General features: G+C 67.1%; 21 protein-coding genes. 5 read left to right on the forward strand and 16 right to left on the reverse strand.

The genetic code is table 11. The features are described 5' to 3' along the window. Positions 1-25: 25 nt before the first annotated feature. The 14 genes from AMYHA_RS01520 to AMYHA_RS01580 form a co-directional block, all read right to left on the reverse strand. Complete coding sequence (locus AMYHA_RS01520) at positions 26-580, reverse strand: YbaK/EbsC family protein (RefSeq protein ID WP_034267213.1); 555 nt, start codon at positions 578-580, stop codon at positions 26-28. 5 nt (positions 581-585) lie between these two features. Next, positions 586-888 (reverse strand): DUF2516 family protein, encoded by a 303-nt coding sequence (locus tag AMYHA_RS01525; protein ID WP_034267216.1) that lies wholly within the window; start codon positions 886-888, stop codon positions 586-588. 140 nt (positions 889-1,028) lie between these two features. Further along, entirely contained in the window at positions 1,029-1,760 is a 732-nt protein-coding gene (locus AMYHA_RS01530; protein WP_034267219.1) for a DNA recombination RmuC family protein, read from the reverse strand. Between the two features lie 54 nt (positions 1,761-1,814). Continuing rightward, positions 1,815-2,237 carry a helix-turn-helix domain-containing protein gene (locus AMYHA_RS01535; RefSeq protein WP_034275364.1) on the reverse strand — a complete coding sequence of 141 codons (423 nt, stop codon included), beginning with the start codon at positions 2,235-2,237 and terminating at the stop codon, positions 1,815-1,817. 398 nt (positions 2,238-2,635) lie between these two features. Continuing rightward, complete coding sequence (locus tag AMYHA_RS01540; RefSeq protein WP_034267222.1) at positions 2,636-3,010, reverse strand: VOC family protein; 375 nt, start codon at positions 3,008-3,010, stop codon at positions 2,636-2,638. Positions 3,011-3,074: 64 nt separating this feature from the next. Further along, the gene (locus tag AMYHA_RS01545) at positions 3,075-3,725 is read right to left on the reverse strand and encodes an AAA family ATPase (protein ID WP_034267225.1); all 651 of its coding nucleotides are present in this window, start codon (positions 3,723-3,725) and stop codon (positions 3,075-3,077) included. 4 nt (positions 3,726-3,729) lie between these two features. Then, the gene (locus AMYHA_RS01550) at positions 3,730-4,158 is read right to left on the reverse strand and encodes a TFIIB-type zinc ribbon-containing protein (protein ID WP_084036694.1); all 429 of its coding nucleotides are present in this window, start codon (positions 4,156-4,158) and stop codon (positions 3,730-3,732) included. An 86-nt stretch (positions 4,159-4,244) separates the two neighbouring features. Continuing rightward, the gene (locus AMYHA_RS01555) at positions 4,245-5,498 is read right to left on the reverse strand and encodes an ABC transporter permease (RefSeq protein WP_084036696.1); all 1,254 of its coding nucleotides are present in this window, start codon (positions 5,496-5,498) and stop codon (positions 4,245-4,247) included. Then, positions 5,486-6,106 carry an ABC transporter ATP-binding protein gene (locus AMYHA_RS01560; protein WP_231104592.1) on the reverse strand — a complete coding sequence of 207 codons (621 nt, stop codon included), beginning with the start codon at positions 6,104-6,106 and terminating at the stop codon, positions 5,486-5,488. Before AMYHA_RS01560 ends, AMYHA_RS01555 begins: the two co-directional genes overlap by 13 nt. 74 nt (positions 6,107-6,180) lie before the next feature. Continuing rightward, on the reverse strand, positions 6,181-7,368 hold the full coding sequence (locus AMYHA_RS01565; RefSeq protein ID WP_034267231.1) for a peptidoglycan-binding domain-containing protein: 1,188 nt from the start codon (positions 7,366-7,368) through the stop codon (positions 6,181-6,183). A gap of 10 nt (positions 7,369-7,378) precedes the next feature. Beyond that, positions 7,379-8,395 carry a hypothetical protein gene (locus tag AMYHA_RS01570; RefSeq protein ID WP_157361702.1) on the reverse strand — a complete coding sequence of 339 codons (1,017 nt, stop codon included), beginning with the start codon at positions 8,393-8,395 and terminating at the stop codon, positions 7,379-7,381. Continuing rightward, positions 8,370-8,792 (reverse strand): hypothetical protein, encoded by a 423-nt coding sequence (locus AMYHA_RS26720; RefSeq protein ID WP_157361703.1) that lies wholly within the window; start codon positions 8,790-8,792, stop codon positions 8,370-8,372. Before AMYHA_RS26720 ends, AMYHA_RS01570 begins: the two co-directional genes overlap by 26 nt. Further along, a complete protein-coding gene (locus AMYHA_RS01575; RefSeq protein ID WP_034267236.1) occupies positions 8,789-9,598 on the reverse strand; it encodes a response regulator transcription factor in 810 nt (269 codons plus the stop codon). Before AMYHA_RS01575 ends, AMYHA_RS26720 begins: the two co-directional genes overlap by 4 nt. Positions 9,599-9,787: 189 nt before the next feature. After that, positions 9,788-11,098: a DUF445 domain-containing protein gene (locus tag AMYHA_RS01580; protein WP_407919866.1), complete on the reverse strand. Its 1,311-nt coding sequence runs from the start codon at positions 11,096-11,098 to the stop codon at positions 9,788-9,790. 29 nt (positions 11,099-11,127) lie between these two features. On the opposite strand from AMYHA_RS01580, the gene AMYHA_RS01585 reads away from it, so the two are divergent. Beyond that, on the forward strand, positions 11,128-12,294 hold the full coding sequence (locus AMYHA_RS01585; RefSeq protein ID WP_034267239.1) for a pyridoxal phosphate-dependent aminotransferase: 1,167 nt from the start codon (positions 11,128-11,130) through the stop codon (positions 12,292-12,294). A 243-nt stretch (positions 12,295-12,537) separates the two neighbouring features. Beyond that, the gene (locus AMYHA_RS25420; protein ID WP_157361705.1) at positions 12,538-13,452 is read left to right on the forward strand and encodes a hypothetical protein; all 915 of its coding nucleotides are present in this window, start codon (positions 12,538-12,540) and stop codon (positions 13,450-13,452) included. 458 nt (positions 13,453-13,910) lie between these two features. Here AMYHA_RS25420 and yczR read toward each other — a convergent pair whose 3' ends face one another. Beyond that, complete coding sequence (gene yczR / locus AMYHA_RS01595) at positions 13,911-15,374, reverse strand: MocR-like transcription factor YczR (RefSeq protein WP_051399419.1); 1,464 nt, start codon at positions 15,372-15,374, stop codon at positions 13,911-13,913. 86 nt (positions 15,375-15,460) lie between these two features. Here yczR and yczE point away from each other — a divergent pair, with 86 nt between their 5' ends. Further along, on the forward strand, positions 15,461-16,081 hold the full coding sequence (gene yczE / locus AMYHA_RS01600; protein ID WP_034267242.1) for a membrane protein YczE: 621 nt from the start codon (positions 15,461-15,463) through the stop codon (positions 16,079-16,081). Positions 16,082-16,125: 44 nt separating this feature from the next. Here yczE and AMYHA_RS01605 read toward each other — a convergent pair whose 3' ends face one another. Next, positions 16,126-17,172: a D-cysteine desulfhydrase family protein gene (locus AMYHA_RS01605; RefSeq protein ID WP_051399420.1), complete on the reverse strand. Its 1,047-nt coding sequence runs from the start codon at positions 17,170-17,172 to the stop codon at positions 16,126-16,128. Between the two features lie 296 nt (positions 17,173-17,468). Between AMYHA_RS01605 and AMYHA_RS01610 the strand changes: the two genes are divergently transcribed. After that, complete coding sequence (locus AMYHA_RS01610) at positions 17,469-17,999, forward strand: DM13 domain-containing protein (RefSeq protein ID WP_034267245.1); 531 nt, start codon at positions 17,469-17,471, stop codon at positions 17,997-17,999. Between the two features lie 241 nt (positions 18,000-18,240). Next, on the forward strand, positions 18,241-19,110 hold the full coding sequence (locus AMYHA_RS01615) for a hypothetical protein (protein ID WP_034267248.1): 870 nt from the start codon (positions 18,241-18,243) through the stop codon (positions 19,108-19,110). The last annotated feature ends 25 nt before the right edge of the window (positions 19,111-19,135 follow it).

A 19,135-nucleotide genomic window follows, 5' to 3' on the forward strand; every position in this document is an offset into this window, starting at 1 on the left:
CCGGGCGGGGCAGCCTGCCGATGCGCTAGATGATCGGCTTGGCAAGGCCGTCGATCACCTCGGCGGCGGGCAGCGATGCCAGCAGCTCCCCGGTGACCAGCAGCTTGCCGTTGCGGGTGCCACTGCCGATAACCACCTCGGGCGCCTCAGCGACGGCGGTGTCGAGAAGCACCGGCCAGTCGTCGGGCAGCCCGATCGGCGTGATGCCGCCGTAGGCCATGGCTGTCTGCGCCACGGCGTCCGCCATGGGCGCGAAGGATGCCTTCCGGACGTCGAGCCGGCGGCGGATCACGTTGTTGACGTCGGCGCGGGTGGTGGCGAGCACCATGGCGGCCGCATAGCGCACCTCGCCCCCACGCTTGCCTGCCACGACGACGCAGTTGGCCGACGCGTCCAGCGGCGAGCCGTAGGTCTCGCAGAACTGCTCGGTGTCAGCGACCTCGGGATCGATCTCGACGACCCCGGCCTCGGTGTCCGCGCCGAGTTCGCGCAGCGCCTTCGCCACCGGCTCGGCGAGTAGATCGGGCCGCTCCGCGGCGGGGACGACGTCAAGAGTTCCGGCGATGTTCCAGCTACGCATGGCGCCTACCAGTTGTGGCCGCGCTGCACTTCGATCAGCTTCGGCCGTACGTCGACGATGTAGACCAAGACCGCGACGAGGCCCGCGATCCAGAACAGCAGACCAGGGCCACCGCCGCCGAACGCACCGAACAGGATCATCGCGGCGGTGCCGCCGCCGGTGATGCCCAGCCAGGCGGGCTTGGTCATGCGGTCCGCCGCCGTGTAGGCGTCGGCGCGCTGCGTCACGGCGTGCGCGAAGGCGTAGATGCCGACCGGCACACCGGCCACTTGTATCAACCACAGAATCTGAAGCGAGAGCGGTGCCACGAGACCAGCCTACGGCGATCGACAAGTGAACTCACAACCGCGGCACGCCGGACAGCACAAGGCCCCGGCTTCCCGATGAGAAGCCGGGGCCTACATGGTGCCGCGTCCCGCTGACTGCGGCGGACAAACCGGTCAGACCGTCACTTGGTGTTGTTGGTGGTCTTCTTGGCAGGCGCCTTCTTCGCGGTCGTCTTCTTGGCCGTGCTGGTGCTCGCCTTGGCCGTCGTAGTCGAGCCGCTGCTCGCCGCCGTGGTGGTGGCCTTCTTGGCCGTCTCGCTGGCCTTCTTCGTGGCCTCGACGGTCTCATCGGCGGCGGTGGCCGAAGCCTGCTTCGCGGTCTTCGCCGCGGAGTCGGCGGTGGACTTGGTCCGGTTGGTCACGCGGCCGACGATCTCGTCGAACCGGCCCCGCACGTCACCGGTGGTCTCCTCGACGCGCTTCTCGGCGTTGTCGATGGCCTCCTGAAGCTGCTCGATCGCCCGGCGGACCTGCGGCTGCTCCAGCAGGTGGTCCCAGGCCTCCTCGCCGGACTCGGCGAGCCTGTCGTACAGCTTCCGCGCGGACTCGGTGTACTCGTCGACCAGCTTGCGGAACTCGGCAGGGTCGAGCCGCTCGCGAACGTTCTCCCGGACGCCCTCGACGTCCCTGGGAAGCTCGTCGAAGCTCTGCTTGGCTTCGTCGAAGTTCTTCCTCGCGCGCTCGCGCAGGGCCTCGACGTCGACATCCTTGGCCTTGCTCACGGCGTCGGCGACGGCCTGGCTCGCCAGGTTGCCAGCGCCGAGCGCGGCGAACAGCGGGGTGCGCACCTGCTCGATCGCGGTGTTCAGCTGCTCGCGCACCTTGTTGGCGTCTTCCTTAGTGGGACGGGTCATCGAAGATCACTCCTCATTGGCTGCAGCCCCTGTTGGGCTGAGGCAGCGGTGGACTTACTGTGCGTTGTGGCGGTCCGTAGCGGCGGGAGCGTCATCGCTTCCCTCCACTGTGGACGGTTCCTGGGACGATTCCGCAGCGTTTTCCCTGCGGAACGACTCGTAGACATCGAGCAGAACCTGCTTTTGACGCTCGGAGAGCTCGGTATCCGCCCTGATGGCGTCGGCTACCGGGCCTCCGGTTGGCACATCCAAGATTCCCGCCTGTACGTACAGCGCCTCTGCGGAGATGCGCAGCCCCTTCGCGATCTGCTGCAAGATCTCCGCGCTGGGTTTACGTGAACCTCTTTCAATTTGACTCAGGTATGGGTTCGACACACCAGCCAATTTGGAAAGCTGACGCAACGAGATTTTCGCGTTTTCCCGCTGCTGCCGGATGTACTGCCCGATATCGCGACCGATGTCGGCGACCTTGCCGATCGGCTTGCCAGTCGAGGCATCCGTCGTGGCGGATTCCCCGTCCTGACCCGTGGAGTGAACACCCGAGTTCGTGGTGATGTCTGATTCGGGCATCCAGCCCACCTCCTTGCGATAAAAGCCAGTCTACGCAGCGGTGCTAGCAATTGCAAGCACTCTGCTTGCAACTATCGAGTGTTAGGTGAGACACCCACGACCCGAGCGGTCCAGGTCACAGACCTATACCGCGCCAACGCCCGCCACGTCCCGCAAACGGTATCCGGTTCGAAAGCTACGAGGAAAAGCGTGCTGGCTACTCCCACGGTGCATCAGCAGTTTTCGTAAGGAGTACCCAGCACGCCGTTTCTCGACACCTGTCCGTGCGGTTTCGCCGCCCACGTGAAGGGGCAGCGAAATACGCGCTACTCGGCGCGCACGAGGCAGAACGGGTGGCCGTCCGGGTCGGCGTAGACCCGGAACGTCGTCGGGCTGTCGTCGAGCAGCCGCGCGCCGAGCCCCAGCACCCGGTCGTGCTCTGCCTCGATATCCGGCACGTCGAAGTCGATATGCAGCATCTGCGGGCGCTCCTTCGACGGCCAGGTCGACGGCTGGTAGTCCGGATCGCGCTGGAAGCAGATGTCCGCGCCGCCATCGGGGTTGAGCAGACTCACCCAGTCGTCATCGGGCGAGTCCTGATCGTCGATGCGCCAGCCGAGCAGTTCGCCATAGAACTGGGCGAGCCGCCACGGGTCGGGGCAGTCCAGCGCGACGCAGCCAAAAGAGATGCTTCCCGGCATCGTTCCCTCCAGAGTTGGTGTGTGGGAACCATGCTGCCCGGCACCCCTGACAATTCCGAGCGGTTTACGGCCCTGCCGGATCAGCCGTCGGCGGCAGCAGCTCACGCACCCAACGGCAGGCGACATCGACCGCGGCGCCCAGCGGGACATCGCTCGTGTCGAACAGCCGCACCGGCGGGCGCATCTCGGCCGCTGTCTCCCGTAACCACGCGGCGAACGCCAGCATCTCCGCGACGCGCTCCTCGTCGTCCCACTGCCGCCATGCGGGCCGGGCGGCGAGCCGCTTCGTGAGGACGTCGTCGTTCGCGACGAGGGCGAGGTAGTGGATGTCGGAGAACAGCGCGCGTTCCGGCAACGGCTCGAACTCGGGAGGCACCACCGTCCCGCACAGCACCACCGGTCGCCCGCTCTGGTGAATCATCGCGGCCATCCGCAGCCAGGTGGAGCGAAACGCGGGATGCCCGTCGACATCGTCGCGCAGGCCACCAGTCCACAGCACATCCTGCTCCAGCACGACGGCGTCCTCCCGGAGCAGCCTGGCCAGCTCAGGGCCAACGGTCGACTTCCCGCCCCCGCTGGGACCGGTCAGCGCGAACAGCGGCAACCGCAGGAACGCCCACCGGTGCTCGCAGCGCGCGCAGAGCAACTCATCGCCTGCGACGATGGGCGCGTCCGCCCGGTCACCGCAGCGGGGACAGATGGTCGGATCGAGCATGCTCCTAGAAGTCGAACAGGTTCTCGAGGAAGTTGCCCTTGCGCTTGCGGTGCCCGTACTGGCCGTGGCCGTACGGCTTTGGCGAGTCCCGATAGCCGCCGCGATACGGCTTGGGTGAGTCCTTGTAGCCACCCTTGTATGGCTTGGGCGAGTCGCCATAGCCATACCCGGGCATCTGCCTGGTGGGCGGCGTGGGCTGCTGCGGTGGCATCTGCTGCGGCTGCTGTCCCGGCGCGGGCCCGCTCGGGTTGTACGGCGGCGGCGCGGCACTGGCGCCACCGGCGGCGCCAGCGTAGAACGCCGCCTCAGCGCGGGCGACCTGCTCCATCTCGCCGCGGTCGAGGAAGACCCCGCCGCAGCCCTCGCACTGTTCGATGTGGACGCCATCCTTGTCGACGGTCTTCATCAGGTTCTGGCACTTAGGGCATATCACGGCCCCTAGCCTACGGAAGCGCGCCAGCCCGTGTCAGAAGAACAGCTCGGCGCGTGCGCCGGGACAAACCACCTGGACGCACGAACTCACCGCTGAAGCGCTGCGACCGGAGGGATTCGCATGGCACGCAGCGCGGGCACCAGCCCAGCGAGCAAGCCCGCGACCGCACCGCCCGCGGCCGCGAGCAGGGCGGCGCGGAGATCCACCACCGGCTGCCAACCGTTTGCCAGCGACGCACCGACCGTCACAAGCAGCCCGAGCAACGCGCCGATCACCCCGCCGAGCGTGCCGAGCAACGTGGTCTCCCCGAGCAGTTGGGTGAACACATGCGAACGTTTCGCGCCCATCGCGCGACGCAACCCGATCTCCGGAATGCGCGCGGCGATACCGGCCGTCGCCGCGTTACCGATGGACACCGCGCCGATCGCGAGCGCGACAACAGACAGGATAAGTGACAGCTGGCGGACATCGCCCTCGATCGCCATACGCAGTGACCGAGGGTCGGGCGGCGCGATGGCACGCACGGAATCAGGAGCGTGCGGCGCGAGCACGAGTGGCGCCTGGCGACCGACCTGCTGCGCCGCACCCGGCTCAGTCTTGACGATGACGTCGTAGGTCGTCGCACCCCGGTTGGCGGCAGTCAACAGCCGTGCGGCCTCGAACGGCATAACGACCGACAGCAAGGTCTCGGGACGGCTGGCGACGTCGTCGAAAATCCCCACCACCGTGAAGGCGCGGCTGTTGATGAACACCGACATCCCCGCGCGGGAGACTCCGAGTTCCCGCGCGACACTCCCAGACAGCATGACGACCGGTGCACCGGTCCGGTCGTGGAATGCGCCGAACGTTCTGCCATGCACGACGCGCGGATCAATGCCAGCGAGGGCACCTGAGTCGACTCCGGTGACCGCGGCTGACGTGACCACGGAGCCCGGCTCGGCGAACCGGTTGATCACGGTTTCGCTGAGCCGCACCCGCCTGCCGGCCGACTCGACACCGGCCAGCGTCCCAAGCCTGCGCATCGCATCCTCGCGTAACCAGCTCGCGACCGTTCCCCGATTACCATCCGCTCCTGCCGCGCCGCGCTCCGCTTCCGTCGCCGCCCGCACCGTGACCTCGGTGGCCCGCTGGAGATCGAATGTTGACGACACCTGCTGCGACATGGTGGAGGACAGCCCGAGCGTCGCCACGAACGCCGCGGCGCCGAGAACGGTGCCGATGGCGGTCAGCAACGAGCGGGCGGGCTGCCCGCCAATGGACAGCAACGACTCCCGGGCGAGATCACGCAGCCGCAGCCTGGGTGCGACCAGCTCGGCACCACCGACGCTCACCCTGCGCATGTCGTCGCCTCCGATACGCGCCCGTCCACGACCGTGACACGCCAGTCGGCCCGCTCGGCGACCAATTCCGCATGCGTGACTACCACCAGCGTGAGGCCGTCCGCATGCAGCTCATCAAGAAGCGCGAGTATGTTCTCCGTGTTGGCCGAGTCCAGGTTCCCCGTCGGTTCATCACAGAACAACACCTTCGGACGTCCCGCGATCGCCCGGGCGATCGCGACGCGCTGTCGTTCGCCACCCGAGAGAGTGCGTGGGTCGGCGTGCGACCGCTCGGCGAGCCCGACCCGCCGCAACGCCTCCGCCGCGAGGTGTCTACGTTCTTTCGCGTTGTGTCGGCCGTAGAGCATGCCGAGCTCGACGTTCTCTCGCGCGCTGCGCCCGGCCAACAGGTGGAACGCCTGGAAAACGAAGCCGAACAGCTCGCTGCGCATGGTCACGCGGAGCCGTTCGCTCGCGCCGACGGTCTCCGTACCGTGCACCAGGTAGCTGCCCATATCCGGCGTATCGAGCAGCCCGAGCACGTTGAGCAGCGTCGACTTGCCCGCGCCGGACGGTCCGGTAATCGCGACGTAGTCCCCGGCCCGCACGCGCAACTCGACGTCACGCAATGCATGGATCGGTACACCATCATGATACGTGCGCCCAATTCCAGCGAGCTCGATCACGGTTTCCCCGTCCCGCATCAGCCAGGCTTCGAGGTGGCAGGGGCGGATCGCTCGGCTGACCATCCAACGACGACGGCGGCTCCCGGCCGTAGCCCGCTGTCCGCGTCGACCGGCTCCACCGCGACCCAGCCATCAGCGGAGTCACCGGTGTCTACGTCGACATCGCGCCGGGCGTCGGCGAGCGTGACGTAGGTACTGCCGTCCGCGCTGGTGAAGATCGCGGTGACAGGCACCGCGAGCACCGGCGCCGGCTTGGCGCTCTCCCCGATACTGACCCGGACGCTGTGGTTCGGTGTCGGCCGGAGCGGCGTGCCCGTGAACGTGAGCGTCACGGGGAACCCAGGTTCTCCGTTGCTCGCTCTCGGTTCCTTGGCGACCGACGTGACAACGGCCCCCGACGTGGCGTCACGGATCTCGTCCTCGATCCGCGCCTTCGCGCCCTTAGTCACGCCCACCGCCTGATCAGCGCTCAGGGTCGTCGTGACCATGTTGTCGGCGGCGTCTAGCGCGAGGATCGTCGTCTCCTGCGTCAGTACGGTGCCGACCTTCACCGGAACGCGCGAGATCTCGCGCTCTACCTTGTCGATGTGGATGACGTGGGAGCGCAGCAGCATCGGCTTCGGCTGCGTTCGCTTCTTCCCGTCGGCGCGTTCGGCCACCCCACTGGACGACTCCGGCACCGCGTAGCCCCTGTCGGCGTAGAACCGCCGGAGCGCTGCCCGCGTCGCCGCGTCGAAGACCTCCGTCGTCGGGGCGCCGTAGCCGAGCCGCCGCAGCGCGAGTTGCACCTCGCGGACGTCAGGGCCGGTCATGCCCGCACCAATGTCCCGATACAACGGAAACGGCGTGGCGAACGGAAACACCGGTTCGCCCGCGACTTCCAGCACGACCTCGCCTTCCTGAACCATGGTTCCGCGCTGGGCGATGACATCGGTGACGACCGCGGTATCACCCATCAGCCCCGGCGGTGGCGGGATCCGGGTGGCTTTGCCTCGCACCACCGTGCCGCGGGTTAGCAGCACGTCGGACAATGTCCTGCGTTCGGCCGTCGCCGTCACCACGGAAGCCGCTGGCGGTTCCGCCTCCGCCACGGCCTGTTCAGGCGACTTAAGTCGCGCGCCAAGCACGACGCCACCCAGCGCGATCACGATGACGAACGCACCGAACAGCGCGAACCCGATCGTCCACTTCTTTCTTGCTGTCATCGCGAGCTGGTCACTTTCCGACCAGTCCAGCTGCCTTCTTCGCCAACACCTTGATCTTCGGGTTCAGCTCGGCGAACTCCGCGGCGTGGTCCTCGATGATCGCCTGCTGCATTCCCTCCCACCGCTCGTCGACCTCGGCGAACACGCCCGTCCGCTGGCCGCACCGCACGAACGTGACCGCGAAGTCCGACTCCTCTGTCGTGGGAACGTAAGCGACCTGCTCAGGGAGGCCTGCAGCACCGTCACCAGCTTCGGCATGCTCACCGGCCTCGCCACGCGTATAGCTTCCTGTCGAAATGCCGAACTGCCGTGGACCCTCTTCCGCATCGAGGTCACCACCGTCAGCACGCTCGTAGCCCTTCTCGCGCAGGCACTCAGTGAGCTTCGAGGCGAATTTGCTGAGAATCTCGTCCGCCTCATCGTTCATCTCATGGGTCAGGGTGTTGCGCAGATTCCCGTACTGGCCAACTACCTCCTCGAATCCTTCGGCACCGCCGAGCCGTTCCTTGGCCTTCGCCATGCACTCGTCGTATGCCCGGGAACGCGCTGGGTCGTCGTCAACGACTTTCCTGGGCTCGCCCTGTCGTGGTTTGAGCGGCATTCCGAAGCCGTACTTCCTGGCGCGCTCCACCGTCCTCGGTTGCAGTGGTTTACCCATCAACGGCCCGTTTTCCAGTTCGGATTCGTCCACCGAATCGCGCCGCGCCGAAAAGCCAGCGTCAGCGAGACAGCGATCGGTGAGGACATGCATAACCTCCACGATCAAATCTGATTCCCGCTGCAGGTAGAGATCGAATGGCTCCGTCGCTCCCTGTGGCATCGGAGGTAGGTCGGTCGCCCCGTTCTCGCCCGAGCAGCCCGTAGCGGATACGGCAGCCACGCAGATCACGAGCAGCCATGCCAGCGCTCTTCCGGACGGTCGGATCATGCTTAACAGCCTTTCATCACCACAATGGCCGGGGCAGGCCGAACTGCCGGCCCACCCCGACCATTCTTTTTCATCAAGTCCAGCAACCGCCGTATTCATCTATACGCCAGTGACTGTTGTTCTCATCATTGAGATCCACGTGAAAGTTTTTCCAAATGGAATCGTTTGAGAACCACCAAGTATCATTGGTCCAGTCGCCAGATTCCTTGACGCACACGGGCGATGACGTGTCACGGTTCCTGATGGAACTGGCGTTGTGCCAGAACGTAGTCCCGGTCGGGTAAAAGTCGCCCTGCTCCTCATGATAGAACCAACTCTCATAGAAATGACGCGCCCCGCCACCGCCGTCATAATGTTCCGCGAAGCAAATTTCGCCACCGAAACATGAAGGGGTTCCGTCACCATGGTCGTGATTGGCACTTGCCGTACCCATCGATGCGAGTGCCATCACCGCCGCACTCGCCACAACCAAGCCTGCTCTGACAGAGGTATTCATTTAACTGCTCCCGCGTGTGTCTCGCGTTCTTTTCCGGTATCGCCGAAACTCGACGACCGACACGAGCACACACGGTCGACAACTTGGCTGTCACGTGTCGTTCGGTCAGGTTCTTCAGGGGCGATCGCGACGTTCGCTGGCAGATCACCTGTCCTTATGGCCAGGTTGACAAGATGAGCACGGTTGCGTGCCTGGAACTTTGTCAGCAGATTCGAGACGTGATACTTGATCGTTCGGCCAGTGCGACGAGTCTGCTCCGCGATCGTCCGATCGGTGTAGCCATCCGCAACCAGATGGAGCACCGAGCGTTCAGTGGCCGTCAGACGCGGACCGGAAACCACGACTGCCTGATCAGGGTCACCGGCGATTGAACCGCCGTCAGAACGTGACCAGGATAGATCAACACCACGCAGAACATGCGCACCCAGCGCTGGGCTTACCCACACGGAACCGCGGTGGGTTTCTCGAATCGCACGCGCCACATCGTCCACCCGGTTGACGCGCACGATTCCGTCCAGTCCTGCCTTGATCAGGTTGGACAGCGTCCGCACCGGCGGCGCTTCACCATTCAAGAACCCAACTACCGCTGGGAAAGCAGCCTCGCTCTTTTCTCTCAGCAGTTCAACGACAACGTCGCCCATATCAAGGTCGATGACGACGACGTCGACGGGCGTCGATCCCATTGCCACCCGCAATTCGTGACCGGAATCCGCCGTCGCCACGACCCCGATTTCCGGTTCAGCCGCCATCAGGCAAGCGATACCCGCCCTGACAACGGACTCGGGCGTCGCGACCGCGATCCGCATCGTCGTTTCTGCGTCATCAAGATGACCCCCACAGTAATGACCGGCATCGACTGACACTGCTTCCCCTCATAGTCGGCCTGATTCAGGCGACGCGGACAGTATCGACATCAATAGAAAAACGTCAAGATCCGGCCACTTTGGTTCTGCTCACATATACCTGATATCGTGCGCGAACTTTCCGCTAGTGAATTAGAACACCAACTCGGCAACGGTGTAGATCGCCAGCCCGGCCAGTGCGCCGACCACGGTGCCGTTGATGCGAATGAACTGCAAATCCCTGCCGACCTGCAGCTCCACCCGCCGCGACGTCTCTTGCGGATCCCAGCGCGCCACGGTGTCGGTGATCAACGTCGTCAGCTCGTTTGAGTAGTTGGTGACGACGTGTGCGGCGGCGTCCTCGATCCACGCCTCCACCTTCGTAGCAAGCGAGTCTCTCGAAGCCAGCCGCTCGCCCAGTCGGCACAGCGCCTGCCGCACCCGCTGCCGCAGTTCGCTCGACGGGTCCTCGGTCGCGGTCAGCAGCATGTCCTTGCCGGTCGCCCACGCGGCACCGATCAGCTTCTGCACTTCGGGATGTTCGATCACCTGCTGCTTGACCTGCTCCGCGCGCCGGATCGTCTCCTGGTCCTCGCGCAAGTCAGTGGCGAAGTCGGAGAGGAACCGGTCCAGCGCCATCCGCATCGGGTGGTTGACGTCGACCTTCACCGCCCACGCGAAGGACAGCACCTCGCCATAGACCTTGTCCGCCACCAGTTCGTCGACGAACTTCGGCGACCAGGTCGGCGCGCGGTCGGAGACCACCCGCAGCACGGTGTCGTGGTTGTCTCGCACCCACTCGTAGGAGCGGTCGCAGACCAGGTCGACCAGCTTGTGGTGCGCGCCGTCGATGACGATCTGCCCGAGGATCGCGCCGAGCGGCGGGCCCCATTCCTTCTCGATGATGCGCTTCGTGACGGCCTGCTCCATCACGGCCTGGACATCCTCGTCGCGCAGCACCGTCACCGCGCCGCGCAGCACGCTCGCCAGCTCGGCGGTCACCCGTTCGGCGTTCTCCGGCCGCGCGAGCCAGCCACCGAGGTTCGTCGCGATGTCGGCGCTGCGGACCTTCTCCCTGACGACGTCAGGCGCGAGGAAGTGGGTGCCGACGAACTCCCCGAGACTGTCCCCGATCTGCTGCTTGCGGGTCGGGATGATCGCGGTGTGCGGGATCTTGATGCCGAGCGGGTAGCGGAACAGCGCCGTCACCGCGAACCAGTCCGCGAGCGCGCCGATCATGCCAGCCTCGGCCGCGGCGCGCACGTAACCGACCCAACCCGGCCAGCCAGCGGCCTGCGCCCAGCTCGTCAGCAGGAACACCACGGCCGCGCCAACAAGGAAGCCGAGCGCGACCCCCTTCATCCTGCGCAGGCCGCGACGCTTGGCGTCCTCCGCGCCTGGCCCGCCCGGCAGTGGCGGCGGAGGACGCCTCTCGGCTGAACTGATTGTGCTGGCTTGCTTCACACCACCATTCTCCGTGAAGATCACACCTCATGTCGGAACCTGCCATCGTGCCGCGCCTGCGGCCGTTCGCGTCCACCGTGTTCGCCGAGATGACCGCGCTCGCCGTGCGCACCAAGTCGGTCAACCTCGGTCAGGGATTTCCCGACTCGGACGGCCCCCGCAGCATGCTCGACGCGGCGAAGCAGGCCATCGACGACGGCATCAACCAGTACCCACCCGGCCAGGGCAGGCCAGAACTCCTGGACGCGGTCGCCGAGCACCGCACCCGCTACGGCACGCACTACGACCCCGCCAGCGAGATCCTGGTGACCACCGGCGCGACCGAGGGCATCACGGCAGCCGTGCTCGGCCTCGTCGACGCGGGCGAGGAGGTGATCGTGCTCGAGCCGTACTACGACTCGTACGCCGCAGCGATCGCCATGGCTGGGGCTACGAAGCGGGTGGTGTCGCTCGCTCAGCGCGGCGAGGGCCGGTTCGAGGTCGACGTCGACGCGCTGCGGGCCGCTGTCACGTCCCGCACCCGCGCGATCATCGTGAACTCGCCGCACAACCCGACGGGAACGGTGTTCACCCGCGACGAACTCGCCGGGATCGCACGGGTCTGCGTGGACAACGACCTGATCGCCATCACCGACGAGGTGTATGAGCACCTGGTGTTCGGCGACGCCGAGCACATTCCGCTCACCACGCTGCCAGGCATGGCTGAGCGCACGGTGTCGGTGTCCAGCGCGGGCAAGTCGTTCAACTGCACCGGCTGGAAGATCGGCTGGGCGTGCGGGCGTGCGGAGCTGATCGCGGCGACCCGCGCGGCCAAGCAGTTCCTGACGTTCGTCTCCGGCGCGCCATTCCAGCCCGCCGTGGCGCACGCACTCCGCACCGAACTGGGCTGGGTCGAGCGGCTGCGCGACTCGCTGTCCGAGAAACACGACCGGCTCGCCGAGGGGCTCGCCAAGGCCGGGTTCGGGGTGCTTTCGTCAGCGGGGACGTACTTCGTGTGCGCCGACGTCCGCCCGCTCGGCTACACCGACGCGACCGAATTGGCCTGGCAGCTGCCAGAACGCATCGGCGTCGCGGCTGTTCCGGTGAGCGCGTTCGCCGAGAGCGGAGGCTACGAGCACCTGCTGCGGTTCGCGTTCTGCAAGTCCAACGAGGTAATTGACGAGGCCATATCGCGCCTGCATCAGCTCGCTCCGTAGTCAACTCACACTCGAACCGGTCAGTTCGCACCAATCTTCTTGCCGACAAGGGCTGGATCGAAGGGTTGCGAGGTGTAACACTCAGACCCTGCGCCGTTTCGTGACGACGGCGTGTTCCGCATGTGTGCACAGCAGTGACCTGCCGTGACGAGGACGTGAGGTGGTGACGCGGTGAGCGCTGCATCGACGTCACCTCACCGTGTCATGCCTGGCCACGGCATCGCGATCGCTACCATCGCCACTATGGCCGCGCGGATAGCGATCATCGCGGGATTCGCGCTCATCGGCTGGTTCATCGCCGCGCTACTGAGCACGGCGGCGTCCGCGGACGGCGACACGACCGAGGCGACCGAGACCGCGCCGACGTCGGAGGCTTCGGAAGCCTCGGATGCCTCAGACGCGTCGAACGCCGACTCGAAGGCTGACTCATCGCGGTCCGGCGGCCTGCTCGGCGGGCTGACAGGCGGGCTAAGCGACACCCTCGACACCACGACATCCGTCACCGATGGCCTCACCGACACCGTCGATGCGACGACGGGCACCGTGACCACGACGCTGGACACCACCACCGGCGGGCTGACGAAGACCGTCACCGACACGGTGGACAACACGGTCGGCACGGTCACCGGCACCGTCGACACCACGCTCAACACCGTCACCGGCACGGTCAACAACACGGTCAACACCGTCACGAACACCGTCGGCACCGGCGTCCTCGGCGGTACGGCCCCCGCGCCACCGCAGGACACGTCGGCGACGTCCCGTAAGCCAGCGGCGACGCAACCGGCAGCGCCCACGAAGCAGAGCAAGCAGGGGCCCACGCAGCGCAAGGCCACGAAGCCGCAGCCAGTCACGCTCCCGCAGCAGCCGGCGCTGAGCACGCCGCCCGCGCCGGTTCCAGTCAGCCACGACCCAACGACCATGGCGGATCACGCCAGCCACGGCGGCGCCGGTAGCGCGGGCGCGCCGTTCATCCCCGCCGCGCCGGGCTCGGCAGCGGCGGCCGCAACCGGCGACACCGGCACGGGCAAGAACCCGTTCGCCGTGCTCGCCGACGACGCAGTCGCCTCGTCCGGCGGCAACACCGGCGGCCCCGTCGGCCACCGCGCCCTCGGCGCTGGCGCCGACGCCGCGCTGCCGTGCACCTCACCTGACTGACCCCGCCTCATCCGGGGGATACCCGCGTCTTTAGCCGCTCCTCCACACGGTCCAGCGCGCTGCACCTTCTGACGCAACTTCGCTGATCAGCACTTTCCTGACGTGAACTCACTCGTTGAGGCATACACATGACCACGTACTTCCCGATCGGCCTACCGCGCCAGGCCGATTCGGGCTCTGGCTCCGACGCCACGTCGCCTCCCTGGACGAATTCGTGGCGTCGGAGCCCCCACACCATCCGCGCCGTCCCCGCTGACGCGACGGCGGACCGGTCGGCGGTAGCGGATCACCTCCCGCCGCGAACCGCCTGCCACCCCACCGTCGTCGAGGGAACGGCCCGAATGAGGCGTGCGACGCCCTGCGGCTTCACCGCGCCGAAGCCGCACCGGGCCCACGCCTGAGCGGCGGTGGCTTTCCGGCGCACCGAGGGGCTGCGCCGGAAAGCCACCGCATCGCCATCACGCCACCGGCACGTCCTCCGGCGGCTCACTCGCACCTCCCCCGCCCCGCACCGACCCGGCAGCGGACCCCAGCCTCGCCACGGCCTCAGCGAGCCGATCGTCCGGCAGCGCGTAGGGCAACCGGAGCCACTGTTCGAGGCCACCGTGCACGCTGAACCGCGATCCGGGCGCGACCCGCACGCCGTGGTTGAGCGCCGCGACGGCCAGCCGAGTGCCGATCGGTTCGTCCAACCGGCACCACAGCGACAGCCCGCCGTCTGGCTGCTCGAACGTCCACTGTGGGAAGTGGGTCCGCACCGCGTCGACAAGGGTGTCCCGCATCCCGGCAACCTGTGCTCGCCTCGCAGGCAGGACGTCGTCGAGCGCCATCAGCCTGGCGAGAACGAGTTGTTCCAGCATCGGTGAGCCAAGGTCCAGCGCCGACCGCGACGAGACCAGCCCCGCGAGGAACTGCCTGCTCGCCCTGATCCAGCCGATCCGCAGCCCGCCCCAGTACGTCTTGGCAGCGGATCCGACCGAGATCGCCCAGTTGCCGCCGACGCCATCGCCGGTGAACGCGGCCAGTGGCGGCGGCCCGGACGCCGGATCACCCTCGTGGTCCAGCTCAACCATGGTCTCGTCCACGACAACCGGCGTGCGGGCGCGCACCAGCGCCGCACCGAGCCGCTGGCGCGTCGCGGCGTCCATCCGCAGACCGGTCGGGTTGTGGAAGTCCGCGATGAGATACGCCAGCCTCGGGTTGGACTGCTTGAGCGCGGCCTCGATGCCCTCGACGTCCCAGCCGCGCTCGACGGGCACCGGCACCGGCAGCGCGTGGGCGGCGCGCACGGCCGCGATGGCGTTGGGATAGCTCGGCTGCTCGACAAGCACCCGGTCGCCCGGACCCGCGAAGTGCCGCAGCGCGAGCACGAACGCGTGGTGCGCGCCGTTGGTCACCAGGATGTCGTCGGGTGACGTCGGCAGGCCCCGCTCGGTGTAGCGGGCGGCGATCCGTTCCCGCAGCGTCGGCAGTCCGCGTTCGCTGTACCCGGTGCCTGACGCCAGCGCCGCCAGCTCCGGCATCGCCTCGTTGAGGGTGGGCACCAGCGCGGGCACCGCGGGCGGGGATGCCCTGGCGAAGTCGATCGCGTCGCCGTCCGGCTCGGCCTCGACAGGCAGTCCCGAGGTGCGCGGCACCGTGATCCAGGAGCCTGACCCGCGCTTGCTCGCGACAAGGCCTTTCTCCCGCAACCGCTCCAGCGCGGCGCCGACCAGAGTGCGGCTCGCTTCGATGGCACTGGCCAGCTCGCGTTCGGCGGGAAGCCGCGTGCCCGGCGGCAGCCGACCCTCCCGCACCTGCCACTCGACGGCAGCCGCGAGGTCAGCGGCGCCGTGATGCGGGCCACGTCGTCGCCACTGCCCCAGAACAGTAGCCAGTTTATGCCCGGAAATGCGACCACCAGGCGGCATCGAGGTTGTCATCAAGACCAATTCTTCTCGATTGGTTATGGAATTGCCAGCCAATCGTCGGCGAGCCTGGTCAGGTGACCACACCACGCCTAGCCCCGATGCCCCTCACCGTCTCCCCCGCCGCGCGCCTGACCCAGCTGATCGCCGGCCTCGCGCTGTACGGCACGAGCATGGCGATGATGACCCGCTCCGGGCTCGGGCTCAGCCCGTGGGACGTGCTGCACGAGGGTCTGACCGTGCGCACCGGCCTCAGCTTCGGCATCATCACCGCGATCACGTCTGGTGCCGTGCTGCTCGCCTGGGTGCCGCTGCGGCAACGTCTCGGTCTCGGCACCATCGCGAACGTCATCGTCATCGCGGTGACCGTGGACCTGGTGCGTCTGGTGCTACCGGAACAGCACGACCTCGGCTGGCAGATCACGCTCCTAGTCGGCGGCGTCGTGCTCAACGGCATCGCGACCGCCGCCTACATCGGCGTGCGGCTCGGCCCCGGCCCTCGTGACGGCCTGATGACCGGACTCGTGACGTCCACCGGACGCTCGGTCCAGGTGGTGCGCACCGGGATCGAGGCAGGCGTGCTGCTAGCCGGGTGGCTACTCGGCGGCACCGTCGGGGTCGGCACGGTGTTGTACGCCCTCACGATCGGCAGCCTGACCCAGTTCTTCCTGGCACGGACGACCTGGCGCGACCGGGAACCAGCCGTCACCCGCGGCGCGTGAGACCGCCGCGTCGTGTCCGACACTCACGACGCTGTGTCCGACACTCAGGACATCGTGTCCTGCACTGCGGACGTCATGTTCGACACTGCGGCCAGCTCGGTGGACGCCTCGGACGCGTAACCGAACAGCCCCGGCATGCCCCCGGTGTGCAGGAAGACCACCGGGGCGCCGCCGCCGCTCTCGCTCACGGTGTCGATGAGCAACGCGGCTGCCTTACCGGAATACACCGGGTCGAGCGGGATACCCGTCATGGTGCCGACGAGTCGAATCGCCCGCCACACCCGCTCATCCGGAATGCCGTACCCCGCGCCGAGCACGGAGTCGTCGAAACTGACCCGATCCAGCGATGGCGTGTGGACGCCGAGCATGTCGGCGGCGTCCGCGAGCAGTGTGGCGACGGTGTGCTCGGTTTCGCTGGCACTGTGGGAAACGCATGCGGCGTGGATCATCAAGTCACTGCCAAGCAGCGCCGTGCCGAGCACCAGGCCAGCGACGGTGCCACCGCTGCTGCACGGCACGACCACCTTGCTCGCGGTGGTGCCGCGCTCGGCAAGTTGTCCGGTGAGTTCGGCCGCCGCGTTCGCGTAGCCGAGCACGCCCACCGCGTCGGACCCGCCGAGCGGCAGGACCGCGACGTTCCGGCCCTCCTTCTCGGCCTCGGACATGAGCCGCTGGAACGTCTCGACCGTTTCGTCCTCGCCCGGACAGATGTGCACCTCGGCCCCGAAGACGGTGTCCAGCAGGATGTTGCCGGAACGCAGGTAGGCGTCATCCGAACGCGGGACCAGTTCGGTGAGCACCAGCTGGCACCGCAGGCCAAGGCGCGCGCACGCGGCCGCCGTCTGCCTGCCGTGGTTGGTCTGTACCGCGCCGAATGTGATCACGGTGTCCGCGCCGTCCGCTTGCGCCTTGCCGAGCAGGTATTCCAGTTTGCGAACCTTATTGCCACCAGCACCGACGAGGGTCGCGTCGTCGCGTTTGATCAGGATCGGCGGTCCGCCGAGGTGTTCGGCCAACCGAGGACAGTCCTCCAGCGGCGTCGGCAACGGCGCCAGCTCCGCCCTCGAAAACGACCCGAGATCAACACGCATCCACAACCTCCACTACGCCGTGTCCCCCGCTCCTGCCGCCGTGTCCGCCACTCAGGACGCCGTGTTCGTCATTCAGGACGCCGTGTTCAACGTCCGGGACGTCGCGTCCCTCTCTCGCCACCCCGTGTTCCACTCTGGCACCACACCCGCCGAGCCGCCACGGCACCGCCAGCCCACCACCGAGACGGCGAGACCGAACCACACCACCGTCAGGCTTTCGTAAGCCCGATCGAGCCCCCACGGCCAGCCACTCCCGCGAGACTGGTGACAACGACCGAAAGTCAGGGAGTTCCGTGATGCGTAGAAGGATTGTGTTGTCCGCTGTTGCGATCGTCGCTGTGATCGGGATCAGCGTCGGGTTGTGGGCGTTCCAACCGTGGAAGGCCTTCACCAGCAGTGAGTTGCACGAAGCATCGCCGCTCGCGACGGAACAGGCCGCCGGTGAGCCCGATCAAGCCGACGAATCCGACGACGCCACCGGCCCGCAGCCGCTCGCGTCGGGCACGTTCGTCAGTCAGGAGCACGAGACGTCCGGGAAAGCCCTGGTCATCGAACGTCCGGACGGAAGCAGAGTCCTCCGGCTGACCGGCCTGGCCAGTTCGGACGGCCCTGACCTGCACGTTTGGCTCACCGACGCCGCAGCGGGACTCGACGAGTGGGGCGCATACGACGATGGCCGCTACGTGGCGCTCGGCGAGCTCAAGGCGACGCACGGCAGCCACAACTACGCCATCCCTACCGACGCGGACATCGACGGCCTGCGCAGCGTCGTCATCTGGTGCGACCGGTTCAACGTCGCCTTCGGGTCAGCGGCACTCGACCTCTGAGTCCTGCCACCACGCGAAGCCCTTTCCGCAGACGAGGGTTAGAGCAGCGCCGCACTGGCGGCGGTGATGATGCTCAGGACGAGGATCGCGGCGAACACCATGCCGATCGCAACAAGCCGGGACGGCGAGGCGAGCGTCGCGGTGACGCGCGGCTTCCAAGTTGACTCTTCCTCCGCGTAAACCGAAGTGATACGGTGATTTCATTTACCGAAACCATCGCGTGAGTGGAAGGTCTGCTGAAATGCTCGGAAAGAACTTCACCTCCGGTCTGACCTATCGCGACGGGAACCACTGGGTGCGCATCAAGACGCGCGGCCCCGTGATCACGAGAGGCGTCGACGAGCCAACCGTGCGGCTGACGATCGAAGAAGCCGACGGGACGACCCGCCGGACCAAGATCTACGCCAACCACCAGTACGAGACACGCGACGACGGCACCGCCGCGAAGCGCACTCGCCGCGAGTGGATCCTCCCAACGGGCGCCTCCATCAACCCGCACGACTACGAACGGCGAGACATCGACCTACTGCCAGAAAACCCCAGCTCACACCACCCGTCACCGGTGCGGCAACAGCTCAGGGCGCCGACGAAACCCCGTCGCAGACGGCCGCGTCCCGCCTCGCTGTCCGACCGGCCAGCGAGACCCCGCGCCACAACAACGGGAACCAGCGCCGCGGAGCCGCCGCCCATCGTGGCGGTACCGGAGAACGAGTACTGCGACGAAGCCTGTTACTGGCTGCCTCCGAACACCCATCACGTCACCGCGGCCCAGTACGCGATCTTGGAAGCGCTGTCCGAACTGCTGTGGGTGGACGCCCCAGCCGCGCTCTGGCGGGACGGCGAACTCATCGAGCACGACGCACCCGCTGGCTACACCGGAAACGAATTGGCTGCATTAGTTCACGGTGTGGAACAAGCGAACCCCCGCCAAGTGCGTGCCCTCGACCGCACGATCCGCGAACTGGTCCAACGTCGTCTCATTGAGCGAACCGGAGGGCGCTGCCGGTTGCGCGGTTGGGAATGCCTACACACGCGGCGCAGGAAGACCCGGCGCGCGATCGAACAGGGTGGCGGACGCGCGTTCTACGCCTACGTCCGACACAGCGCCTGACCAACAGACCCTCTGACCCACAGCG

Source organism: Haloechinothrix halophila YIM 93223 (genome assembly GCF_000504245.1).
Classification (GTDB): domain Bacteria; phylum Actinomycetota; class Actinomycetes; order Mycobacteriales; family Pseudonocardiaceae; genus Haloechinothrix_A; species Haloechinothrix_A halophila.